Source organism: Tundrisphaera lichenicola, assembly GCF_051175385.1.
GTDB lineage: Bacteria > Planctomycetota > Planctomycetia > Isosphaerales > Isosphaeraceae > Tundrisphaera > Tundrisphaera lichenicola.
The window spans coordinates 3,333,128-3,353,687 of sequence record NZ_CP195106.1; the positions used below are offsets into that span (position 1 = coordinate 3,333,128).

At 66.6% G+C, this 20,560-nt stretch carries 23 protein-coding genes; 9 read left to right on the top strand and 14 right to left on the bottom strand.

Annotated elements, in window-relative coordinates; all coding sequences use genetic code 11:
• Positions 1-13 precede the first annotated feature (13 nt).
• Positions 14-2,113 carry a carbon starvation CstA family protein gene (locus tag P12x_RS13245; protein WP_435011342.1) on the top strand — a complete coding sequence of 700 codons (2,100 nt, stop codon included), beginning with the start codon at positions 14-16 and terminating at the stop codon, positions 2,111-2,113.
• A gap of 81 nt (positions 2,114-2,194) precedes the next feature.
• On the opposite strand, the gene P12x_RS13250 is transcribed toward P12x_RS13245, so the two are convergent.
• From P12x_RS13250 to P12x_RS13260, 3 genes are all read right to left on the bottom strand, one after another.
• Positions 2,195-3,709 (bottom strand): amino acid permease, encoded by a 1,515-nt coding sequence (locus P12x_RS13250; protein ID WP_435011343.1) that lies wholly within the window; start codon positions 3,707-3,709, stop codon positions 2,195-2,197.
• A 169-nt stretch (positions 3,710-3,878) separates the two neighbouring features.
• Positions 3,879-4,532, bottom strand: a complete 654-nt coding sequence (locus P12x_RS13255) for a 3-keto-disaccharide hydrolase (protein WP_435011344.1) — start codon at positions 4,530-4,532, stop codon at positions 3,879-3,881.
• A gap of 76 nt (positions 4,533-4,608) precedes the next feature.
• Positions 4,609-5,232 carry a 3-keto-disaccharide hydrolase gene (locus P12x_RS13260; RefSeq protein ID WP_435011345.1) on the bottom strand — a complete coding sequence of 208 codons (624 nt, stop codon included), beginning with the start codon at positions 5,230-5,232 and terminating at the stop codon, positions 4,609-4,611.
• Between the two features lie 240 nt (positions 5,233-5,472).
• On the opposite strand from P12x_RS13260, the gene P12x_RS13265 reads away from it, so the two are divergent.
• From P12x_RS13265 to P12x_RS13280, 4 genes are all read left to right on the top strand, one after another.
• The gene (locus P12x_RS13265; RefSeq protein ID WP_435011346.1) at positions 5,473-6,393 is read left to right on the top strand and encodes a nitroreductase family protein; all 921 of its coding nucleotides are present in this window, start codon (positions 5,473-5,475) and stop codon (positions 6,391-6,393) included.
• Between the two features lie 52 nt (positions 6,394-6,445).
• Entirely contained in the window at positions 6,446-7,204 is a 759-nt protein-coding gene (locus P12x_RS13270; RefSeq protein WP_435011347.1) for a GDSL-type esterase/lipase family protein, read from the top strand.
• 173 nt (positions 7,205-7,377) lie between these two features.
• Complete coding sequence (locus tag P12x_RS13275; RefSeq protein WP_435011348.1) at positions 7,378-7,623, top strand: hypothetical protein; 246 nt, start codon at positions 7,378-7,380, stop codon at positions 7,621-7,623.
• Positions 7,624-7,784: 161 nt separating this feature from the next.
• Positions 7,785-8,102 (top strand): hypothetical protein, encoded by a 318-nt coding sequence (locus P12x_RS13280; RefSeq protein ID WP_435011349.1) that lies wholly within the window; start codon positions 7,785-7,787, stop codon positions 8,100-8,102.
• Positions 8,103-8,152: 50 nt separating this feature from the next.
• Here P12x_RS13280 and P12x_RS13285 read toward each other — a convergent pair whose 3' ends face one another.
• The 3 genes from P12x_RS13285 to P12x_RS13295 are packed head-to-tail and all read right to left on the bottom strand — an operon-like array spanning position 8,153 to position 9,762.
• The gene (locus tag P12x_RS13285) at positions 8,153-8,506 is read right to left on the bottom strand and encodes a translation initiation factor (protein ID WP_435011350.1); all 354 of its coding nucleotides are present in this window, start codon (positions 8,504-8,506) and stop codon (positions 8,153-8,155) included.
• Positions 8,507-8,527: 21 nt separating this feature from the next.
• Entirely contained in the window at positions 8,528-9,040 is a 513-nt protein-coding gene (locus P12x_RS13290) for a DinB family protein (RefSeq protein WP_435011351.1), read from the bottom strand.
• Positions 9,037-9,762, bottom strand: coding sequence for a hypothetical protein (locus tag P12x_RS13295; RefSeq protein ID WP_435011352.1), 726 nt, complete (start codon positions 9,760-9,762; stop codon positions 9,037-9,039). The genes P12x_RS13290 and P12x_RS13295 overlap by 4 nt, the downstream gene beginning before the upstream one ends.
• Before the next feature lie 465 nt (positions 9,763-10,227).
• On the opposite strand from P12x_RS13295, the gene P12x_RS13300 reads away from it, so the two are divergent.
• From P12x_RS13300 to P12x_RS13310, 3 genes are all read left to right on the top strand, one after another.
• Positions 10,228-11,820 carry a sigma-70 family RNA polymerase sigma factor gene (locus P12x_RS13300; RefSeq protein ID WP_435011353.1) on the top strand — a complete coding sequence of 531 codons (1,593 nt, stop codon included), beginning with the start codon at positions 10,228-10,230 and terminating at the stop codon, positions 11,818-11,820.
• Positions 11,821-12,197: 377 nt separating this feature from the next.
• Positions 12,198-12,416 (top strand): translation initiation factor IF-1, encoded by a 219-nt coding sequence (gene infA, locus P12x_RS13305; RefSeq protein WP_435011354.1) that lies wholly within the window; start codon positions 12,198-12,200, stop codon positions 12,414-12,416.
• Between the two features lie 235 nt (positions 12,417-12,651).
• On the top strand, positions 12,652-12,939 hold the full coding sequence (locus P12x_RS13310) for a hypothetical protein (protein ID WP_435011355.1): 288 nt from the start codon (positions 12,652-12,654) through the stop codon (positions 12,937-12,939).
• A 78-nt stretch (positions 12,940-13,017) separates the two neighbouring features.
• Here the strand turns inward: P12x_RS13310 and P12x_RS13315 are convergent, their stop codons facing one another.
• The 4 genes from P12x_RS13315 to P12x_RS13330 all read right to left on the bottom strand — a co-directional run bounded on the left by P12x_RS13315 (position 13,018) and on the right by P12x_RS13330 (position 15,690).
• Positions 13,018-13,149: a hypothetical protein gene (locus P12x_RS13315; RefSeq protein WP_435011356.1), complete on the bottom strand. Its 132-nt coding sequence runs from the start codon at positions 13,147-13,149 to the stop codon at positions 13,018-13,020.
• Positions 13,150-13,255: 106 nt separating this feature from the next.
• Positions 13,256-14,209, bottom strand: coding sequence for a hypothetical protein (locus P12x_RS13320; RefSeq protein ID WP_435011357.1), 954 nt, complete (start codon positions 14,207-14,209; stop codon positions 13,256-13,258).
• Positions 14,210-14,229: 20 nt separating this feature from the next.
• Complete coding sequence (locus P12x_RS13325) at positions 14,230-14,751, bottom strand: hypothetical protein (protein WP_435011358.1); 522 nt, start codon at positions 14,749-14,751, stop codon at positions 14,230-14,232.
• An 81-nt stretch (positions 14,752-14,832) separates the two neighbouring features.
• Positions 14,833-15,690: a ParA family protein gene (locus tag P12x_RS13330; RefSeq protein WP_435011359.1), complete on the bottom strand. Its 858-nt coding sequence runs from the start codon at positions 15,688-15,690 to the stop codon at positions 14,833-14,835.
• Positions 15,691-16,121: 431 nt separating this feature from the next.
• On the opposite strand from P12x_RS13330, the gene P12x_RS13335 reads away from it, so the two are divergent.
• On the top strand, positions 16,122-16,841 hold the full coding sequence (locus tag P12x_RS13335; protein WP_435011360.1) for a basic secretory protein-like protein: 720 nt from the start codon (positions 16,122-16,124) through the stop codon (positions 16,839-16,841).
• 178 nt (positions 16,842-17,019) lie between these two features.
• Here P12x_RS13335 and hemC read toward each other — a convergent pair whose 3' ends face one another.
• The 4 genes from hemC to rlmN are packed head-to-tail and all read right to left on the bottom strand — an operon-like array spanning position 17,020 to position 20,467.
• Complete coding sequence (gene hemC, locus P12x_RS13340) at positions 17,020-17,940, bottom strand: hydroxymethylbilane synthase (protein WP_435011361.1); 921 nt, start codon at positions 17,938-17,940, stop codon at positions 17,020-17,022.
• Positions 17,940-18,710, bottom strand: coding sequence for a ComF family protein (locus P12x_RS13345; RefSeq protein ID WP_435011362.1), 771 nt, complete (start codon positions 18,708-18,710; stop codon positions 17,940-17,942). The genes hemC and P12x_RS13345 overlap by 1 nt, the downstream gene beginning before the upstream one ends.
• A 17-nt stretch (positions 18,711-18,727) precedes the next feature.
• Positions 18,728-19,360 carry a sigma-70 family RNA polymerase sigma factor gene (locus tag P12x_RS13350; protein ID WP_435011363.1) on the bottom strand — a complete coding sequence of 211 codons (633 nt, stop codon included), beginning with the start codon at positions 19,358-19,360 and terminating at the stop codon, positions 18,728-18,730.
• A gap of 12 nt (positions 19,361-19,372) precedes the next feature.
• Positions 19,373-20,467 (bottom strand): 23S rRNA (adenine(2503)-C(2))-methyltransferase RlmN, encoded by a 1,095-nt coding sequence (gene rlmN, locus P12x_RS13355; RefSeq protein WP_435011364.1) that lies wholly within the window; start codon positions 20,465-20,467, stop codon positions 19,373-19,375.
• Between the last annotated feature and the right edge of the window lie 93 nt (positions 20,468-20,560).

Here is a 20,560-nt window from a genome sequence, read left to right on the forward strand (position 1 = left end):
GATCTGTCCTCCGATGTCGAACGTCCATGCCATGCCGGTCATGCTCGGGGTCCTCGCCATCCTGGCGGTCGCCTACCGATACTACAGCGCCTTCCTGGCGGCGCGGGTCGCGGCGCTGGACGACTCGCGAGTCACCCCGGCCCACGAGTTCAACGACGGGCAGAACTTCCACCCGACCAACCGCTGGGTCCTCTTCGGGCACCACTTCGCGGCGATCTCGGGGGCGGGCCCGCTGATCGGGCCGGTCCTGGCAATCCAGTTCGGCTACCTGCCGGGCCTGATCTGGCTGGTGGTGGGCGTCTGCCTGGCGGGGGCGGTCCAGGACATGATGGTCCTGGCCATCTCGGTCCGTCGGGGGGGCAAGAGCCTCGCCGGGCTGGCCCGTCAGGAGATCGGCCCGGTGGCGGGGGTGGCGACCACCCTGGCCATTCTTTATGTGATCATCATCGCGCTGGCGGGCCTGGGGATCGTGGTGGTCAAGGCGCTGGGGGGCGAGGAGGTCGCGATGAAGGCGGGGACTCGCCTGGTCTATCCCGCCGAGACCTCGATCACCACGGAGGCCGCCCGGGGCCAGTCCCGGATCTACGACGTCCCTCCCGAGTCGACCTACCACTACGGCGAAGGCCCCGACGAGTCGCTGCGGTTCCACGAGTCGTTCCGCCTGGCCGTGCCCGAGGGGGAGTCGCTGGCGAAGTCCGACGGGGCCGAGGGGTTCGTCCTGCCCAAGGGGGCGAAGCGGCTGGTCCCGGGAAGTTCCTGGGGGGCGTTCACCATCGCCTGCACGATCCCGATCGCCTTCGCGGTGGGCTGGTACATGTACCGGTTCCGCAAGGGGAAGGTGGTCGAGGCGTCGGTCCTGGGGGCCTTGATGGTCCTGGGGGTGACGGTCCTCGGGGCGTCGATCCCGGGGTCGAGCCTGGAGCCCTATTTCTCCTGGAGCAAGGCGCAGACGACCTACGCGATCGCCGGTTACGGCTTCGTGGCGTCGATCCTGCCGGTCTGGCTCCTGCTCTGCCCGCGTGATTACCTGTCGAGCTTCCTGAAGGTCGGGACGATCGCCCTGCTGGTCGTGGGAGTCTGCGTGGCCAACCCGACTTTGGAGGCCCCGATGGTGAACCACCAGTTCGCCTCGGGGGGCGGGCCTTACTTCGACGGGCCGATCTTCCCGTATGTCTTCATCTGCATCATGTGCGGGGCGGTCTCGGGCTTCCACGCGCTGGTGTCCTCGGGGACGACGCCGAAGATGATCGACCGCGAGGGGGACGTCCGGATGATCGGCTACGGGGCGATGCTGATGGAGGGCCTGGTGGGGATCGTGGCCCTGATCGCGGCGGCGGCCCTGCCCAACTCGATGTATTACGACATCAACATCGACCTGGCCCGGAAACCCCAGTTCCAGCAGGCCTTGAAGGCGCTGGACGTCGACCACGACGGCGGGGGCGAACTCGTCCAGATGGAGAAGGACGTCGAGGAATCCCTGCACGGCCGGACCGGCGGGGCGGTGACGCTGGCGGTGGGGATGGCGCGGATCTTCTCGGGGGCGATGCCGGGCCTGAAGGGCCTGATGAAGTACTGGTATCACTTCGCGATCATGTTCGAGGCCCTGTTCATCCTGACAACGATCGACACCGGCACGAGGATCGGCCGGTTCCTGGTCCAGGAGGTCCTGGGCAAGTTCTGGAAACCGCTGGGAGATCTCGACCGGCTGGGCTCGTCGGTCCTGGCGACGGCCCTGGTGGTCTGCGGCTGGGGCTACTTCATCCTGACGGGATCGGTCGAGACGATCTGGCCGATGTTCGGCGTGGCAAATCAACTCCTGGCGGTGGTCGCCCTGGCGGTGGTCACCACGGCGATCGTGAACTCGGGCCGGGCGCGGTATGCCTGGGCCACGGTCCTGCCGATGTGCTTCGTGGCCACGACCACGAGTTCCGCCGGCTACCTGGAGATCACCGGCAAGTTCCTCCGGATGACCCGGGTGGCCGAGACAGCCCTGAAGGGCTGGATCAACATCGGCCTGACCGTGATGCTGATCGGCCTGGTGGCGGTCATCCTGGTCTCGGCCGTCTCGAAGTGGGCCGCGGCGCTCCGGGCGGGCAAGGCGATGCAGGCCTGATTGACAGCCAAATGAATGAGGGCCGATGCCGATCCGGCGGATCGGCATCGGCCCTGAGTATCGCCCGTCATCGAGGGAAGATCAGCCCGCCTGGATCTCGCTGTCCGAGGCGCGATGCTTGGAGTTGGGGTTCATCACGCTGTGGTGAATCCCGTAGCCGAAGTAGATCAGGAACCCGATCCCCAGCCAGACGAACAGCCGGACCCAGTTCTCCCAGGGGAGCGAGAACATCAGGAGCAGGCAGATCGCGATCCCGAGGATCGGGACCAGCGGGACCAGGGGGACCTTGAACGGACGCTCGGCGTCGGGGTGGGTCCGCCTCATGATCAGGACCGCGGCGCAGACGACCACGAAGGCGAACAGGGTGCCGATGTTGACCAACTCGGCCAGGATCCGGAGCGGGAGCAGGCCCGCCATCAGGGCGACGCAGACGCCGATCAGGATCGTCGACTTGTAGGGCGTCTGGAACTTCGGGTGGATTGCGCTGAAGAAGGCGGGCGGGACCAGGCCGTCGCGGGCCATGGCCAGGAAGATCCGGGGCTGGCTGAGCATCATGACCAGCAGGACCGAGGTGATCCCGGTCAGGGCCCCCAGCGAGATCAGGTACTTGGCCCAGGGGAGCCCCACCTGGCCGAAGGCGTCGGAGATCGGCGCGTCGATGTTGATCTTGTCATAGGGGATCATGCCGGTCAGCACGGCCGAGACGGCGATGTACAGCACCGTGCAGAGGATCAGCGAGGCGATGATCCCGATCGGCACGTCACGCTTGGGATTGATCGCCTCCTCGGACTGGTTCGAGACCGCGTCGAACCCGATGTAGGCAAAGAAGATCGTCGAAGCTCCCGCGAGCATCCCCAGGGGCTCGCCGCTAGTGCCCACCTGGCCGGCGACCGGGTGGCCGAAGAAGCTGATCCCGGTGTAGCCGAACGGGGCGAACGGGGACCAGTTCTCGACGTGGACATAATTGGCCCCGACGACGATCACGAACATGACGACCGACAGCTTGATGATCACCATGACCGAGTTGAACGTCGTGCTCTCCCGGATCCCCTTGACCAGGATCGCCGTGATCGCGAAGGTGATCAAGACGGCCGGCAGGTCGAAGTAGGGCCCCGTCGCGACGAACTTGCCGTCGACCAGGTCGAAGGGGGAGTTCGAAAAGATCGCGGGTATTTGTATCCCGAAGATCTTGATGAAGTCCTGGAAGTAGTGCGACCAGCCGTGGGCGACGGTGGAGGAGGCCACGGCGTATTCGAGGATCAGGTCCCATCCGATGATCCAGGCCATCATCTCGCCGAGGGTCGCATACGCATAGGTATAGGCCGATCCGGCGACCGGGACCATCGAGGCGAACTCGGCATAGCAGAGCGCCGCGAAGATGCAGGCGAGCCCGGCGACGACGAACGAGAGCATCAGGGCCGGGCCGGTCTTGTCGTGCGCCGCCACCCCGGTCAGGACGAAGATGCCGGTGCCGATGATCGCCCCGACGCCGAGGCTGGTCAGGCCGATCGGGCCGAGGACACGCTTCAGGCGGCCTCGCCCCTCCATCTCATTCAGGAGCATGCTCAGGGGTTTTTTCGCGAACAGTTGGCTCATCTCGGGCGAGGCCTCCGGATCATGAACTGATGAGGGGGGTCGGAAATGTCCGTCGATCGACCTTCGGCCTCGGGCGGAGAGGTGCCGGGCGGGCGGGCAGGTGCGTCGGGAGGAGAGAGAGGGCGCCGCCGGGAGGGCGGACGCCCCGGGATTCATCGATAGATGTGGCTTACTTCGACCCGGTCGCCGGCAGTTCCATCACCTCGACCTTGCGGATGGTGACCTTGCTGCCCGGGTCGTGCTGCTGGAAGGCGAAGGCCCCTTCCTTGAACAGCCGGTCGTGGTCGAGGTACTCGTAGAGGAGTTCCCCGTCGACCGTCACCCGGAACTTGGTGACGATCTTCCCCCGATAGTCGACGTCGGACACCTCGACCTCCTGGGTGAACCAGGTGTCGGGCTTGTTGGCGGCCTTGTAGAGGTGGACCAGGGTGTAGAGCGAGCCGGTCTTGATCGGGTCGGCGTGGGTGCTGTTGACCTGGATCTCGTAGCCGTCGGTGAACGAGGGGGTCTTGAGCGACCGGACGTACATGCCCGAGTTCCCCTTGTCGTTGATCTTCAGCTCGACCCGGTACTTGAAGTTCTTGTAGTCGGCCCGGGGACTGTAGAGCATCGAGGCCTCGCCCGAGCCCTCGAGCATGCCGTCCTTGACCTCCCACTTGGTCGTCCGGCCGGGGAGCGGGACGACCTCCCAGCCGCTGAGGGTCTTGCCGTCGAAGAGCGAGACCCACCCCCCTTCGGCTGCGGGCTCGCGGGCTTCTTCGGCATCCACGGGGGCGAGCCAGCCCAGGGCGAGGCAGGCGGCCATCATCCATCGTCGCGTCATGGGGAAATCTCTCGTTGATGAATCACGCCCGAGGGGCGGGGTTGCGGGTGTCGGTTCGCGGATCGGGCCGGCTCGGTCACTTCCCGGCCGAGGCGGGGAGTTCCATCACCTCGATGTTCTTGATCCAGACCTGGCTGCCGGGGTCGTGCTGCTGGAAGGCGAAGTGGCCCTGCTGGAACGAGTTCTTCTTGTCGACGTAGTCGACGGTGGTCTTGCCGTTGACCTTGATGATGATGTGATTGCCCACGGCCTCGACCTCCTGGGTGAACCAGGTATCGGGCTTGACCAGCATGTCGAAGACCTTGACGTGGTTGTAGAGCGAGCCGGTCTTCACCGGGTCGGTGTGGGTGCTGTTGACCTGGGCCTCGTAGCCGCTCGGGAAGCCGCCTTCCTTCTTGGTCCGGAAATACATGCCCGAGTTGGCCTTGTCGGCGATCTTGAAATCGGCCCGGTACTTGAAGTTCTTGTAGTCGCCCCGGGGGCTGAACAGGTGCGAGGCCGGGCCCGAGCCGTGGATCGCCCCGTCGACGACCTCCCACTTGCCGGTCGAGCCGTCGGCCGTCGTCCAGCCGCCGAGGGTCTTGCCGTCGAAGAGCGAGACCCATCCTTTATCGGAATCCTGGCCCAGGGCATTGGGGGCGAGCCCCAGGGCCAGGGCCCCGAAGGCGACCCAGGCGAATCCGTGACCACGTCGATTCATGGCTTGATCCTTCGAGATGCGACCCAACGGGTGAGGGGTAACGTCGATCCGACGCCGGGGCGGCGTCGGTCGCGGAGAGGCGTGACGCCCGGCAGCCGAATCTAAACCAATCGGCCACGCGATGCCAGAACCCGGCCCGGTGAAGTGGTCGTCCTCCCCTTGCCATCGAGGCCCCGAGCCGCCAGACTCGGGGCGACCGGACCCGTCCGTCCGAGGCGGGCCCGGTCGGGAACCCCAGCCATGACCAGGCCGATCGACCAGCGACCCGACGGCTCCCCCCCGAGCCCGGCCCCCGAGGCCATCGAAGCCCGGAGGACCGCCCGTCGGTTCGACCCCGACCGCCCCTTGCCCGAATCCCTCCTGGCCCGGCTGATCGAGCTGGCCACGCTGGCCCCCTCCCCGTGCAACCTCCAGCCCTGGCGATTCCTGGTGGTCCGCGACCCTCGGAACCGCCGGAGGCTCCGCGCCTGCACCTACGGGGACGCCCGGCTCACCGAGGCCCCCGTCGTCCTGGTCGTCCTGGCCTATCGCCACCCCGACCGGACCGACCTGGGAGCGGTGGTCGATCGCCAGCTCGCCCTCGGGGCAATCAGCCCCGAGGACGCCGCGAGGGTCCGGGCCACCGCCGCCCGGACCTGGTCCCGGATCCCCGACCCGATTCGGCCCGCGCTCATGGCCTCGGCCGCCCTGATGATCGCCGCCGAGTCGCTGGGCCTGGCCTCGGCCTGGATCGACGAGATCATCGAGGAGGAGGCCCGCCGAGCCTTCGGGATCCCCGACGACCACGCCCTCGGCGGGCTCCTCGCCCTGGGCTTCGCCGCCGACCAGGCCCCCTTCCCCGGCCGGCTCGGGCTCGATCAGGTCTGCTTCGACGAATACTTCGGACTGCCCTGGGAGGTGCCTCAAAGCTTCGAAGAGGGCTCGGCCTATTTCTCCTCCCTCTCCCCCTGGGAGAGGGCCGGGGTGAGGGGCTTCGAAAATCCCTCGACACCCGACGACCCCATTTCGAATCTCGGCGGCGAGGCGACGAGCCCTCACCCCGGCCCTCTCCCAGGGGGAGAGGGAGGCAGAAAATCGCCTGGAATCCCGGATGACTCCGCCCAGGGCGACCCGGGCCCGATCGACGCTTCCCCGCTGGATCGAGGGGAGGAGCCGGAGTAAAATGGGCGGGTCGATTCTCCCTCTCGAATCCCCCGATCCCCCGAGCTTCGCCATGACCGCGACCCGGCCCCATCGACGACTCTGGACGGCTCCCCTGGTGCTGATCGCGCTCTCGGTCGTCGCCCGGGCGGTCGACCAGCCCCCCACGCCGACCAATACCGCGGTCGCCCCCGAGCCCCGGGCGGGTGCCTGGATGAAGCTCCACGGGGAATTCCTGGAACGGGCGAGCCGGGGGGATGTCGGCCTACTCTTCCTGGGCGACTCGATCACCGCGGGCTGGAGCTCGACCGGTCAGGAGGTCTGGGATCGGCACTACGCCCCCCGGAAGGCGGCCAACTTCGGGATCGGCGGCGACCGGACTCAGCACCTCCTCTGGCGGCTCGATCACGGCGAGGTCGACGGGATCAAGCCCAAGGTCGTCGTCCTGATGGCCGGCACCAACAACCTGGGGAACAACACCGAGGAGCAGGTCATCGAGGGCGTGTCCACGGTCGTCGCCCGGCTCCGGAGCAAGCTCCCCGACTCGAAGATCCTGCTCCTGGGGATCTTCCCCCGGGGGGCCAGCCTGGTCCCCTCCCAATCCTTCGCCGAGCCCGACCCCCGAGTCGCCCGGGTCAACAAGCGGCTCGCCAAACTCGTCGAGGACCCCTCGGTGACGTATCTCGATATCGGCGAACGCTTCCTCGACAAGGAAGGCCACGTCTCCAAGGCCATCCAGCCCGACTTCCTCCACCTCACCCAAAAGGGCTACCAGATCTGGGCCGACGCCATCGAGCCGACCCTCTGGGAGATGATGGACGAGTCGCAGTAAAGTGGCCTGCCATTTGGCTCTCTCACCCCCACAGGACCTGGTTACCGATCCCCTTCATTTGTCCATCATCTAGACCTTGGTCGTGAGCTTCCAATCGTAGGGGTTTCGACGATGCATAATGAGAGGAGTGTTACCAACTGAAATCGTTCAATGTCTCGGAAGACGCGATTGTATTGACTTCCTATTATGTTGCCGAGCGGCAATTGCCCATAGTTGAAGTCAGCCACGAGGACGATGAAGAAGGTGGAAGCCTTTGGCAGTTCCATTGTGGTAACGGCGATTACTCCATGGAGCGAATGCGTCTGGTTCGACTTGATACGATATTGGCAATCGATCCAAGCGTTCTGGAAATCAGCGATCTCAGCATGGGGGCCAGGGCCAAGCGTGCGGGGAAAAGCTCGCCGTGGGTCATTGAATAAGTCATAGCCATTCGTGGCCTTCCGCAGTGACGCTTAGGACGCCACGAATCCCCGAATACGCCTGTCGAGCACCGAAATGGTGAGCCGCCAAAGCGTGATCGGATGCGCGAGTCCAATGAATGCTCTTAGATCAATTTACTGGTATAAATGAAGTCTAAATCATGGACAAATACAAGGCTTTAAAAGATCAAGTCGAGAAATCCGGATTTACTGTATGGGAGAACGATCACGATGTTGCCATCGATCGAATCGTGCTTTCCCGTGGAGTGGAAGGCAATAGTTTTTGGGTCTCTCGATCAGAAGAGAAGGGCTGGATTCTTGGAATGTGGGGTCCGGCATATTACCTCGTCCCCGATGAAATCGATATCGCTAAAATGTGCTTATCCTTGCTTCGGTCCACTCGCGAAACTCTTCCGGATGTAAATGCCGCGTTCAAACGAAAGTTTAAATTAAAGCAAATTCCAGAAAGTGATTGGTAGGTCGCATTCCGCTACTTCTTGGATATCTGCCAGATGAAGTCCGGCCTGTTTTATCCTCTCCGGACCTTGTACCCAACCCCCTTCAAGGCCGCCTCGGCCGGACCGAGATGATCCCCTTGCAGCTCGATCGTCCCGTCCTTGAGGGTCCCGCCGGTCCCGCATCGGGCCTTGAGTTTGGCCGCTAATTCTTCCAGGTCGTTCCCCTCGGGGTCGAGACCCGAGACGGCCGTCACAACCTTCCCCTTGGGGCGTTTCTCCAGCTTGAGGCGGGCGGTCTGCGAGGCGGGATCGAGGCGGACCGGCTCGACGACCGGGGGCGGGCACTGGCAATCGGCTTCGAGCTTCCCGCACCGGTCGCAGGTCGGGGGGCGGTCCCAGGGGGTTCCCGCGAAGAGTCTTCCCACCGTCGGAATCTCCTTCTCGATTCAGAAGCCGGGATTGGCCGCGTACCGGGGATAGATCGACACGCCCAGCTTGGCCCGCTTGGCGTAGAGGAACCGGAGGTGGTGGTCGAGGTGGTGCGTCGCCTTGACCACGATCTCGGCCAGGGTCAGCTTGCCGATTTCGGAGTGGATGCCGGATCGGGCGAAAGCGGACTCGTCCTGCGCCCGGAGAACGCGCGTCATCCACTTCCGGTTGGCGGCGAACAGCTCGGCCGCTTCCATCACGGGCATGGCGCCGGAGTCGAGCCGGGTGAGCCAGGCGTTCTCGTCGAAGGCTTCGAGCCGGGGCGAATCCTCGGCGATCACCCGCTTCATCCGGTCGGACAGGACGAGGTCGGTGTCGAGCACGTGCGCGACGAGTTGGGCGATGCTCCAGGTCCCCTCGATCGGGTGCTCGCGGGCCAGCTCGGGCGTGAGGCCCCCGGCGGCCTGGACCAGGATCAGGCCCCCGTCGGCGTATCGGTCGATCACCGGCTTGCGTGGGTCCGCGCTCACAGTTGATAGTCTCCGTCGGCGAGCCCCGGGCGTTCCTTCCGCCAGATGGCCAGCCGGGTCTCGGGATATTCCAGGAACCAGATTTCTTCCTCGACCCCCAGCTCCTCGGCGAATCGGTGGGCGACCAGGTGGTTGACCACTTCGAGCGACGCGGCCAGGAAGTCGGTCGTCGGGTCGACCTCGATCCCGGTGTTATGAAAGATGAAGCGGATGACCAGGACCCGCTCATCGACCGGTCGGCCGAGCGGCGAGACGTACCGACCGTCCATCTCGTAGATCGAGTAGCCGCCGGACGCCTTGCAAAGCGTCTTGACCCACCCATCCTCGTCGAACGACGGGTCGCGTCGTCGACGGTCGGCGATCGACTTCCGGATGAACGGCACGACGCGGATCGCTTCCTCGTCGAAGAGGTCCTCCAGGACTTCCTGGACCTTGCCGAAGTAGCCCAGCTTCTTGGGCAGGATCACCTCGTACATCCGGGCGGCTTTCGGCCCTTCGAGCGCATAGCCGGGCATGCCAGTCCTCGGAGATCGTTGGAAGTCGGCGGCTTGCATCAATTCTATCCTCACGCAGGCAAAGTTTGAACGGTCGAGACGGATCTCGGTAATGGCTTCGTTCCGGATCTCGCGAATGGCTTCGTTCCGGATCTCGCGAATGGCTTCGTTCCGGATCTCGCGAATGGCTTCGTTCCGGATCTCGCGAATGGCTTCGTTTGAAAACACCCTCTTCGATCGCAAGATGGTTAATCTGGGTGGCAGGGGTAAGCGACAGCTTACCCCGGGAGCAACGTCAGATCCGGGGTAAGCTGTCGCTTACCCCTGCCACCCAGCCGTTCGGCGCACGGAGAATGGCTTCGTTCGGCGCACCAGTAATGGCTTCGTTCCCGTCCTCAGAGGTTGGGGGATCGGGCCGCATCGTCTTTATTTCCGTTCCGCGCGGGGGCGATTAGCAGCCTTTCCTGTCACCCTCGACGACTTTCCTTATTTCGATCGAGGGGGACCCGGCCACCTCGGGCTCCCGGAGCAAGCTCCGGCGAGATGGGGTCCTCGACCGCCCGGCCGGGGGGATGGATTGCATCCTTTGCGCCCCTGGTCGCATTATTTTCGGCCAATCGCGAGAATCTTGTATCCGCCGGGCGTCGGGCGGAGATTAACGGGTGGATCTCGGCTTCGGGAGGCTTGCCATTCATGCGACGGGCACAGTTCGGGTCGGTCGGGCATGACCTGGTCCGCCTCTTCGGCGAGGGGACCGTCGCCGGCTTGAGCGAGGGGGACCTGCTCCGGCGTTATCTCGACCGTCGGGACGAGGTGGCCTTCGGGGCGATCGTGGCCCGGCATGGGCCGATGGTCATGGGGGTCTGCCGCCGGGTCCTCCGCGATTCGGGCGACGTGGAAGACGCCTTCCAGGTCACGTTCCTGACCCTCGCGAAAAAGGCCGGGACGCTCAAGCGGGACGACCCGGTGGGGCACTGGCTCTACGGGGTCGCCTACCGGGTGGCCCTGAGGGCGCGGACGGCCTCGGCCCGGAGGCGGCTCCGAGAAGGATCCGGGCCGATCCCCGAGGTCGCGATGATCGACGCCCCCTCCGATCGCGAGTTGGGCTCGCTGATCGACGCGGAGCTGGCGCGACTCCCCTCGAAGTATCGGGCCCCGATCGTCCTTTGCTATGTCGAAGGCCTGACCCACGAGGAGGCCAGTCAAGAACTCGGCTGGCCCGTCGGGACGGTCAAGGGTCGGCTCTCGAGGGCCCGGGACCTTCTGAAAGGTCGGCTCTCGCGAAGGGGGGCCGCCCCCTCGGCGGGGGCCGCGCTCCCCGGATTCTTGCGGACGTCCGGGGCGAGTGTCCCGGGATCATTGGCGGGCCGGACCACTCGGGCGGCCCTGGAGATCGCGGCGGGCTCGACGGCCGGGATGGTCTCGGCATCGACGGCCGCCCTGTTCCATGAGGGGATCTGGGCCATGTTCCTGACCAAGATGAAAGTCGCCGGGGCCGTCTTCTTGACGCTCGCCGCCAGCGTGGCGGTCCTGGGCTATCAGGGGGCGGACGAGCCGGGAGCCCGGTCGATCGGAGAGCCGGCCGCCCTCGGCGGCCAGGACCCTCAGGCCGAGGCCAACTCGGGCGATTCCCCGGAACCCGAAATACCGACACTACCGGCCGACGTGGAGGCCCAGCCGCCCGTCATCCCCGAAGCCGAGGAGCCGAGCCCGCCGGCCGAGGTCGAGGCCGTCTCGGTTGAAGTCGCTCCGGTCGATTCCCCGGAACCTCCCTCCAACTGGATCGCCCAGCTCGCCGAGCCCGACACGAGCCCGATGGGGCAGGCCATCCTCGAAGTGCTCGAGAAGCCCGTCGCGATGAATTTCCCCAATGAGACGCCGCTCGAGGATTTCCTCCGGTATCTGAAGGAATCCACGAAATCCCCGGAATTCCCGGCCGGGATCCCAATCTACGTCGACCCGCAGGGCCTCCAGGATGCCGAAAAGACGATGGCCTCGACGATCTCGATGGATCTGGACGGCGTCCCGATCAAGACGACCCTTCGACTGGCCCTCAAGCAGTTGGGCCTGATCTATGACGTGAAAAACGGGATGATGTACATCACCTCGTCCAATTCCGAGGATCATCCCAGCCCCCTGGCCCTCGCCATCGAGAAGGCCGATCGGGGCGAGCTCACCCTGGAGCAATATCAGGAGCTGATCCAGATCCTCGGATTGCAGAACGAGATCGCCAAGTTGCGCCAGGAGAAGGATAAGCTCGACATGAGGGGCGGAGGAATTCAGTGAGATCCGGGGAGCGTCCTCCGATTCAGGGTCCGGTTTCGGCCCTCCACCTCAAGCCGGATCCTGGTTGAGCATCGCTTCGAGGAGCCGATCTTGCCCTCCCGCGACCCCATCTCGGCAGGGCAAGCCCTGCCCTACAAGAAATGCCGAAATCGAGAGGGGCACCCGCCAACCCATGCCGGACCGGTTTCGGCGCTGGCCTTGGGTGGATCATTCGGGTATGCTGGTCGAAAAGCCGTGAGGGGGGCTCGTGCCGCCCCGTACCCCGGCCGTGAGGGGCGCGGGTGCCGGATGTCGGCCCTTGGGCGTGCCGGCAGTCCCCAGTTCGAATCTTGACCAGCGACCACGGGCCGGCCCGCGGTCGTCATCGGGAGTTTTGTGTGGCCAAAGAGGAACCGATCCGCACCGAGGGCCGAATCGTCGAGGCCCTGCCCAACACCCAGTTCATGGTCGAACTGGAGAGCGGGCACCGCATCCTGGCGCACATCGCCGGCAAGATGCGCAAGAATTTCATCCGAATCGTCCCCGGCGACCGGGTGACCATCGAGATCACCCCCTACGACCTCACCAAGGGTCGGATCGTCTATCGCGAACGCTGAGCCAGGCTCGTCCGGTCCGAGGGTCCCGCAACACCTCGGCCTGGTCCACTGGCCGCCGATTGTCGCGCCGATGCCCCCGGATCTCCGCCCGATCGGCGGAGCTGCCCGGGTCGCGGTGCGCGCCCGGGGGGATTTTCGGGCGAGTCCGCCCTTGGCAACGATTTTTGTTCCATGCTAAAAGGGAGACGCCAGGCCCGAACGGGGAACGCCGCCACCCAGGAAGGATGGAACATCCGTGATCGAACGCGAAGCCGCTTCGACCGTCCCCACCGACTCCGCCCCCCTCGAAGACCACGCCCCGCCGACCGCATCGAGCCCTCCCGAAGCCCGGACCCGATGGCAGTCGCGCCACGAGCTGGCCTGGCACCGCGCGGAGACCGAGCGGGTCAAGGTCCTCGTCGAGTTCCTCGCCCGGCCGATCCATGCCCACGGCGGGAGCGATCCCGACCCCGACATCGTCACCGCCTACAACCTCGCCGTCGAGGCCGCCCTCCAGGGGATCCGCCGGGCCACCGTCGGCTGATCAAGGCGATGTCCCCGTTTCAAACCCATCCGACGCCCCGAGCCTCTCGACGAGTCGAGAGGCCGGTCGTCGTCCCGTTCAGCGACCGCCGCGCGGGGGCGAATGCCGGTTCCCCGGAGGGCCGAACCGACCGGGGCCTCGCTCTCGGATCTCGCGGAGCATCGCCTGCTGGTCATCGTCCAGGATCTTCGCCAGACGGGAATCGACCATCACCGGGGTTGCGGAGTACCGACAACCCCTGCCACCCCGAAGGGCCCCCCTCATCTTATAGATGGCAGAACTGATCAACCCTGGATCCGACCCACGACGGCCCGCCTCACTTCGCCCGCCACCAGTCGCGGGGCTCCAGCCCTCGGGCCTCGCACCCGGCCCGGATCGCGTCGCGGAACCGGGCGGCGTCGACGGGATACCCCGCCGTCGGCCGGAGACCGGGGACGCGCGCGATCCAGTGCTTGTTGAAGGCGTCCATCCAGGCTTCCCGGATGGCCTTGCTGACGATCGACGCCAGCGCCACCAGGCCGTCATCGGCGTCGGCCCGGGGGACCAGGCTCAGGGCGAGCCTCAGGTTGGGCTCGATGACCTCATAATGGCTGAGGTCCGGCCCTTCAGGTCCCCGAGCGATCCGGGCCTCGGGGAAGGCCCCGGCCAGGAGTCCGCCGTAGAAGTGACGCCCCCCGTGCTTGTCCGACCGGATCGCGACGGCCTGCCCCTCGGGGGTCGTCGACCGGACGTGGGCCAGCAGGCGGGCAAACGCGGCGAAGTGGACCAGCGCCTTCGACCCGGTCGCTTCGAGCCCGTCGTTGAACGCCCTCGGCCCGACCACGACCGACCGGACGTCGACGACTTTCCAAGGTGCCCCGTCGAGCGGTCGCCGGGCCAGGGTCGTGTCGGCCAGGCTCCTCGACCGGAGTTCGGGATACTTCGGGTCGATGCCGTCGAGCCAGGGGGATAGCTCGGCGTCGTCGAGCGTCCCCGCCCCCAGGATCTCGATCAACTGACCGATCGTCGACGGGACGGCCCGGCCCGTCGCCCCGATCGCGGCCAGGCAACCGGCGTCGAGTCGGTCACGCCCCTGCCCCGCCTTGTAGACCTTCTTCGAGTCGTCCACCCAGAGCCGATTCGGAGAGCCCCCGGCCCGGGAGACGGTCGAGGCGAGGTCGACCCAGAGGTCGGGAGGTCGGTCGTCGAGACTCTCGGCCACGACGGCCGTCATCACCAGGGGGCCGATGTTCGGCCCGTATCCCGCCTCGTCGATCCCGACCCATCGCATTGGGGGATTGGCCCCTCCGGTCAGAAGGCGCCCTTGGCGACCTGGCTACCGACCAAGACGGCCAGCCATTCGAGGATCAGCCCCACCAGGACCAGTAACATCGTCAGAAACGCGAAGAAGAAAGACTCGCACGTCTTCTTCCACCAGTCGCGTCTCGGGCCGCGCTCCATCTCGGATTTGACGAATTGACGGGCCAGGAGCGGGCCGGTCACGAAGATCCCGAAACTGACCTGGAACCAGTAAAGGAGCGGACGCTCCCAGCCCGCCTCGGCGATCCCGATCAGCGAGACATAGCCCAGACACGCGACCGTGATCTGGAGCATCATCTGCCCCGCCGAGTGCCCCTTCAAGGACCCCAGACCGATCGCGGTCAGGCCGATCGAGAGGATGAAGAGGATCGGGGCGTCGACCTTTAGATAAGCCTGGCCGGCGGCCGGGGTGTGGGCGCGGACTTTCGCGAAGAGGGCCGAGGCCGCCGCGGCGGTCACGACCATCATCATGATCAGCGCCAGCGAGAACCGGAACTTGCGGAGCAGGAGCATCACGCCCTCCCTTCGAGTGGAGCGATCCTCATCCCAACCCCCTCCCGCGAGGAGAGGGCATCAGGGAGGAAAGCAGGCCACTCAAGAAGCCAGGCTATGCGGCTCGTCGACGACCCGCTTCTCGGGCGTGAGCCAGATCGAGGCGGGGGGGCGGCCCTGGACCTCTCCGGCGAGCGAGGCGTAATCCTCGGCCCCCCGGCTGGTCGGGGCGTACTGGAAGATCGACTGGCCGAAGCTCGGGCACTCGGCCAGGCGGATGTTCCGGCGGATCCGGGTACGGAAGACCTTGGCGTCGGCCCAGGGGGCGTTGGCGTGCTTCCGGCCGTCGAAGTACTGGTCGAGGTCGTCGATCACCTCGCCGCCGAGCCGGGTCCCGGCGTCGTAGAGGCAGAGGACCACGCCGCCGACCTTGAGGTCGCGGTTGACCCGCTTGCAGACCAGGTTGATCGTTTCGAGCAACTTCGAAAGCCCGTGCAAGGCCAGGAAGTGCGCCTGGAGCGGGATGAAGACCTCGCGGGCCGCGCAGAGGGCATTCAGGGTCAGGATGCCCAGCGAGGGGGGGCAGTCCATCAGGACGTAGTCGAACGGCTCCTCTTCGAGCGCGGCGTCGAGCTGATCGCGGAGGATGGTCTCGCGGCCGACGGTGCCGATCAGCTCGACCTCGGCGGCGGCCAGGTCGATGTGGCTCCCGCAGATGTGGAGGTTGGGGGCCACCTCGCGGCGGACCTCCTTCAAGGACATCCCTTGCGTCAGGACATCATAGAGCGACGGCCCCGACCGGCCGGGCAGGAGGCCCAGGTGGAGCGTGGCGTGGGCCTGCGGGTCGAGGTCCAGGACCAGCGTCTTGTTCCCCTCGGCCGCCAGGGCGGCGGCGAGGTTCACGGTGGAGGTCGTCTTGCCAACCCCACCCTTCTGATTCAGCACCGCGATCCGTCGCATCGATGGGTTCCTTCCCTTAACGCGGCCTCAGTGTCTCCCGGGCCCCGGCCGTCACCCCGGAACCTCGGGCAGTCTAGACAAAACCCCGATGCGCGTGAAGCCGAAGTGAACAGGTCGACCGAGGGCTCCCGCCGCCGGGTGGACAGCTGAGGATCCTCGGGCAACCACAAGTCCCGGACCCGCCCACGACGAAACAGACTTCCGAAAGAATCCCATCCGCCCAGGATCGACCGTATTCGCCGGGGGAAGCCCACGGACGCCCCGGACGCCTCCTTCGCGAACGCTCATCCGTCGGCCAATCGAGGCTCATCCGTCGGCCAATCGAGGGGCGATGGTCCGTTTGTTTACGGCCCAGGTCGGGGGATACAATCGAGTGGGCCAGGTGGCCGGGGCGGCCGGTGGCCGTCGAAGTCGAACTCGAGGTTTCCCAAATGATGATTCGTTCCTGTCTGGTGACTCTCGGGATGCTGGCGGTCGCCGGCCCTCCCTCCGCGATTCTCGCCCAGGACCGGCCCGAGGTCCCCCGGGCGGGCGACTCGACCGCGAAGGCTCCGGCCGGGTCGAAGATCGTCGTCGAGATCGACACCTCCGACATACCCGAGGCCGCCGAGTGGGCCGAGCAGGCCAAGGGGGTCGTCGAGGCCTGGTATCCCAAAGTCGCGACGATCCTCCAATCCGACGGAGATTCGCCCCCGCCCAAACTGAAGCTGGTCTTCAAGAAACGGCTGAGAGTCCCCGCCTACGCCGGCGGCCGGACGATCACGATCTCCGGGCCGTGGATTCGCGAGCATCCCGACGACCTCGGGATGGTCGTCCACGAGTTGACCCACCTGATCCAGCATTACCCCCGGAGCGAGGACGACCACGGCTGGCTGATCGAGGGGATCGCCGATTACGTCCGGTTCTTCCACTATGAGCCCGGCGAGGCCATCGGCCCGTTCGACCCCGAAGGGGCGAGCTATCGGGACAGCTACCGGACCTCCGCCCGGTTCCTCGCCTGGATCGAGAAGACTCACGACAAAACGATCGTCGCCACCTTGAACCGGGCCTGCCAGGAGGGGAAATACAAGCCCGTACTCTTCCAAGAAGCGACGGGGCGAACCCTCGACGAACTCTGGGACGAGTTCGTGAAGGCCAGTCGACCGCGATAAGAATCGGCGCTCCATCGGGGCATGCCCCGTCAATCGATCGGGGCGACGCCTCGGCGCCAGACAGAACGTCCAATCCTCACTTTATTCGCTCAAACCTGGCAGCACGGACGTTTCCGGACGCCCACCCGACTTCCACCAAGATTCGCGGTACGCATCCGGGATGAGCCGCGAACGACGATCAGGAACGTCCCAGGAGGCGACCCGCGCCCTGGTTGAGCAGGATCTCGGCCACCCTCCGACCCAGCTCGTCGGGCTCATCGATCGGTCCGGTCGCCGAGGCGGCCACTCGCTCGCGGCCGTCGGGGTCGAGCACGAAGGCATCCATGGCCAGGAGCCCGTCGACTTCCCGGGCATGGGCCGCCAGGGGGATCATGCAGCCCCCCTCCAGCTCGGCCAGGAGCCGACGCTCGGCGATCACCGAGCGATGGGTGGCCGGATCGTCCAGGGCCGCCAGGAGCCCGAGCGTCCCCTCGTCGGACTTCCGGCACTCGATCCCCAGGGCCCCCTGCCCGACCGCCGGCAAGAACCCCGGAGGGCCCAGTCGCCCGGTCACGTGGGAATCCAGCCCGAGCCGCCTCAGGCCCGCCTCGGCCAGGACCACCCCATCAAGCTCGCCGTGCAGGGCCTTGTTCAGGCGGGTCTCGACATTCCCGCGGACCCCCACGACCGTCAGGTCGGGCCGGGCGTGGAGCAGTTGGGCCCGCCGACGGAGCGAGCCGGTCCCCACGGTCGCCCCTTCGGGCAGGCCTTCGAGTGTCCGGCCATTCGGCGCGATCAGGGCGTCGGCCACATCCTCGCGAGGGGGGACGGCCCCCAGGGTCAGCCCTTCGGGCCCGGCGGTCGGCAGGTCCTTCAGGCTGTGGACGGCGACCTCCACCAACCCCTCGGACAGGGCTCGCTGGATTTCCTTGGTGAACAGCCCGGTCCCGCCGATCGCGGCCAGCGGCGAGTTCCGGTCGCGGTCCCCCTGCGTCTTGATCTCGACCAGTTCGACCACCAGGCCGGGATGAAGGGCCCGGAGCTGGTCGGCCACCCAGCCCGATTGCCAGCGGGCCAGGTGACTCCCGCGGGTTCCGATCCGGATCGTTTCGACCGCCATCAAGGCTTCCCCTCCGCCCGAGCCACCACGACCACCACCACCCGGGAAGCCCCGGCCCGCTTCAAGGCCCGGGCCGCCGCGCCCGCGGTCGCGCCCGTGGTCAGGATATCGTCCACCAGCAGGATCGGCCGCCCCCGGAGACCTCGGAGACCCCGGGCCCGAAACGCCTGACGCATCAGCCTGGCCCGCTCGGTCCGGCCCGCCAGGGCCAGCTTCGGGGTCGCGACCACCCGCCGGAGCCCGGGTCGGACCTCCAGGCGAAGCGACCGGCCCAGCCCGACCGCCAGGGCCTCGGCCTGGTTGTAACCGCGCCGGAGCCTCTTCCGCCAGTGCAACGGCACCGGGACGATCAGCGGGCGAGCCTCCGCCTCCTCGACCAGCGAGCCCGACCGGCGCTCGGCCAGGATCTCGGCCACCCATCGGGCCATCCAGGCATTCCGCTCATGCTTCAGGCTCAGGCAGAGCTGGCGGATCGGCCCCTGATAAGGCCCCAGCGCGATCGCCCGATCGAAACCGAGCGAACGCCCCCGGCACTCCGAGCAACCCCCGGCCACATCGGCATGAGGCCCGACCGGCATCGCGCATCGAGGGCAGGCCACGCCGGACGCCCCGAGCAATTCGACCCGACAATCCTCGCAGAACGCCGGACCATCCGTCGAGGCGTCGCAGACCGGGCAGGTCGGCGGGAATGCCAGGGCATCGACCGCCCGGCCCGCCTGATCCCAGCAGCCCCGGAGCACTCGACCGGCCGAGACGACGGCGCGACCCATCGGTCCTCGGAGATCCGTCACGTCACCCTCTGACCGGTCTTCAGGTAAGGTTCCAGCCGCTCTCGGAGCTCGGTCCGGGCGCGGGCCAGGAGCGACTTGATGGCCCCCTCCGAGCGCCCCATGACCTCGGCGATGTCGGCGTAGCTCATGTCCTCGAACTTGTTGAGCAGGACCGCCATCTTCTGATCCTCGCCCAAGGTCTCCAGCGCCTGGCGGACCACCTCGGAGAGTTCGACACTCCGAAGTTCGGCCGAGGGCGTCCCCTCTCGGGCGAGGGCCCGATCTTCGAGCGGTCGAAGACCATCCTCCGAGACCGAACCCATCCCAACGCCCGGCGAAGGGTTCCGACCCCGGCTCCTCAGGTGGTTCATCGCCCGGTTATTGGCGATCGTGAACAGCCAGGTCGAGAACTTCGCCTTGGGCTTGTACCCCTTGCGGGCCCGGTAGACCCGCAGGAAAACGTCCTGGGTCAGATCCTCGGCCTCGTCGCCCCGCCCGACCAGATGGGCCAGGATCCCGACCAGCCGATGCTGGTAACGCCCGACCAGGGCCTCGAAGGCTCCCGGGACATCGTCGCGAATCTGGAGCATGAGCCGGACGTCGGGGTCCCGGGCCTCCAGTTGTGCCTCCAAGCTCTCGCCGGTCGCCAAAGGACCTCCCCCTCAGGATTCCGTCGAGGCCCCGACGGGGGCCGCCGACGGATCGCCCGGGCCCGGATTCTCTTCCGAACGTCGGCGGAGCTGGCCGCAAGCCGCGTCGATCTCGCGCCCTTTCGTCTTCCGGACGCTCACGCTGAGCCCCCGGGCCTTGAGGACCGCCTCGAACCTCCGGACCGCGTCGGCCGAGGGCCGCTCGTAAGGCAATCCCGGCACTGGATTATACGGAATCAGATTGGCGTGTGACTTCTTCGCCTCCAGGAGGTCGGCCAGCGCCCTGGCCTCGGCCAGGCCGTCGTTGATCCCCCGGAGCATCACATATTCAAAGGTCACCCGCCGGCCGCTCCGCCGGAAATACTCGTCGGCCGCGTCGACCACCGCCCGGAGCCCCACCTTGGCGTTGATCGGCACCAGCTCGTCGCGGAGCCGCTCGGTCGGGGCGTGGAGCGAGACCGCCAGGTTGTAGGAACGCTCCATCGCGGCCAGCTTCCGCATCTTCTCGGGCAGCCCGACCGTCGAGATCGTCACCCGTCGCTGCCCCATCCCCAGGCCCTGCGGGGCACAGATCCAGTCCAGCGCGGGGATCAGGTTGTCGAGATTGGCCAGGCTCTCCCCCATCCCCATGACCACCAGGTTGGTCAGACGCTCGTCGGGGGGCAGGAGATTCCGGAGCCGGACGATCTGCTCGACAATCTCCCCCTTGGTCAGGTTCCGCTCGACCCCCTTCAGGCCGCTGGCGCAGAAGACGCACCCCATCCCGCACCCGACCTGGGTGCTGATGCAGACGGTCCGACGATCCTGCTCGGCCATCAGGACGCACTCGATCCGCCGGCCATCGGTGCATTCCAGGAGCAGCTTGTCGGTCCCGTCGGGGGCGATATTGTGAGTCGCGATCCTCGTCGAGAAGACCGTCCAGGCCCCTTCCATCTCATCTCGGAGCCGCTTGGGGACGTCCGACATCCCCTCGAACCCCTCGATACGCCGCTCGAAGATCCATCGATAAACTTGCCGAGCGTGGTAAGGCCGGTGGCCCCGCTCCGCCATCCAGGCCCCGAGTTCCTCGGGAGAAGCCTCGAACAATGATCGTCTCGGATCGCTCATCAAGCGGTCGCCATCCCACGTCGCGAAAGCCGTCGGTCTCGGACAAATCTCCCATTCATCCTACCAACCTGATCCCATTTCGGCGACCACCGA

Excerpts from the sequence above, each read along its gene's own strand:
- P12x_RS13245 (WP_435011342.1), top strand. The coding sequence starts at position 14 with ATGTCGAACGTCCATGCCATGCCGGTCATGCTCGGGGTCCTCGCCATC.
- P12x_RS13250 (WP_435011343.1), bottom strand. The coding sequence starts at position 3,709 with ATGAGCCAACTGTTCGCGAAAAAACCCCTGAGCATGCTCCTGAATGAG.
- P12x_RS13255 (WP_435011344.1), bottom strand. The coding sequence starts at position 4,532 with ATGACGCGACGATGGATGATGGCCGCCTGCCTCGCCCTGGGCTGGCTC.
- P12x_RS13260 (WP_435011345.1), bottom strand. The coding sequence starts at position 5,232 with ATGAATCGACGTGGTCACGGATTCGCCTGGGTCGCCTTCGGGGCCCTG.
- P12x_RS13265 (WP_435011346.1), top strand. The coding sequence starts at position 5,473 with ATGACCAGGCCGATCGACCAGCGACCCGACGGCTCCCCCCCGAGCCCG.
- P12x_RS13270 (WP_435011347.1), top strand. The coding sequence starts at position 6,446 with ATGACCGCGACCCGGCCCCATCGACGACTCTGGACGGCTCCCCTGGTG.
- P12x_RS13280 (WP_435011349.1), top strand. The coding sequence starts at position 7,785 with ATGGACAAATACAAGGCTTTAAAAGATCAAGTCGAGAAATCCGGATTT.
- P12x_RS13300 (WP_435011353.1), top strand. The coding sequence starts at position 10,228 with ATGCGACGGGCACAGTTCGGGTCGGTCGGGCATGACCTGGTCCGCCTC.
- P12x_RS13315 (WP_435011356.1), bottom strand. The coding sequence starts at position 13,149 with ATGGTCGATTCCCGTCTGGCGAAGATCCTGGACGATGACCAGCAGGCG.
- P12x_RS13320 (WP_435011357.1), bottom strand. The coding sequence starts at position 14,209 with ATGCGATGGGTCGGGATCGACGAGGCGGGATACGGGCCGAACATCGGC.
- P12x_RS13325 (WP_435011358.1), bottom strand. The coding sequence starts at position 14,751 with ATGCTCCTGCTCCGCAAGTTCCGGTTCTCGCTGGCGCTGATCATGATG.
- P12x_RS13330 (WP_435011359.1), bottom strand. The coding sequence starts at position 15,690 with ATGCGACGGATCGCGGTGCTGAATCAGAAGGGTGGGGTTGGCAAGACG.
- P12x_RS13335 (WP_435011360.1), top strand. The coding sequence starts at position 16,122 with ATGATGATTCGTTCCTGTCTGGTGACTCTCGGGATGCTGGCGGTCGCC.
- hemC (WP_435011361.1), bottom strand. The coding sequence starts at position 17,940 with ATGGCGGTCGAAACGATCCGGATCGGAACCCGCGGGAGTCACCTGGCC.
- P12x_RS13345 (WP_435011362.1), bottom strand. The coding sequence starts at position 18,710 with ATGGGTCGCGCCGTCGTCTCGGCCGGTCGAGTGCTCCGGGGCTGCTGG.
- rlmN (WP_435011364.1), bottom strand. The coding sequence starts at position 20,467 with ATGAGCGATCCGAGACGATCATTGTTCGAGGCTTCTCCCGAGGAACTC.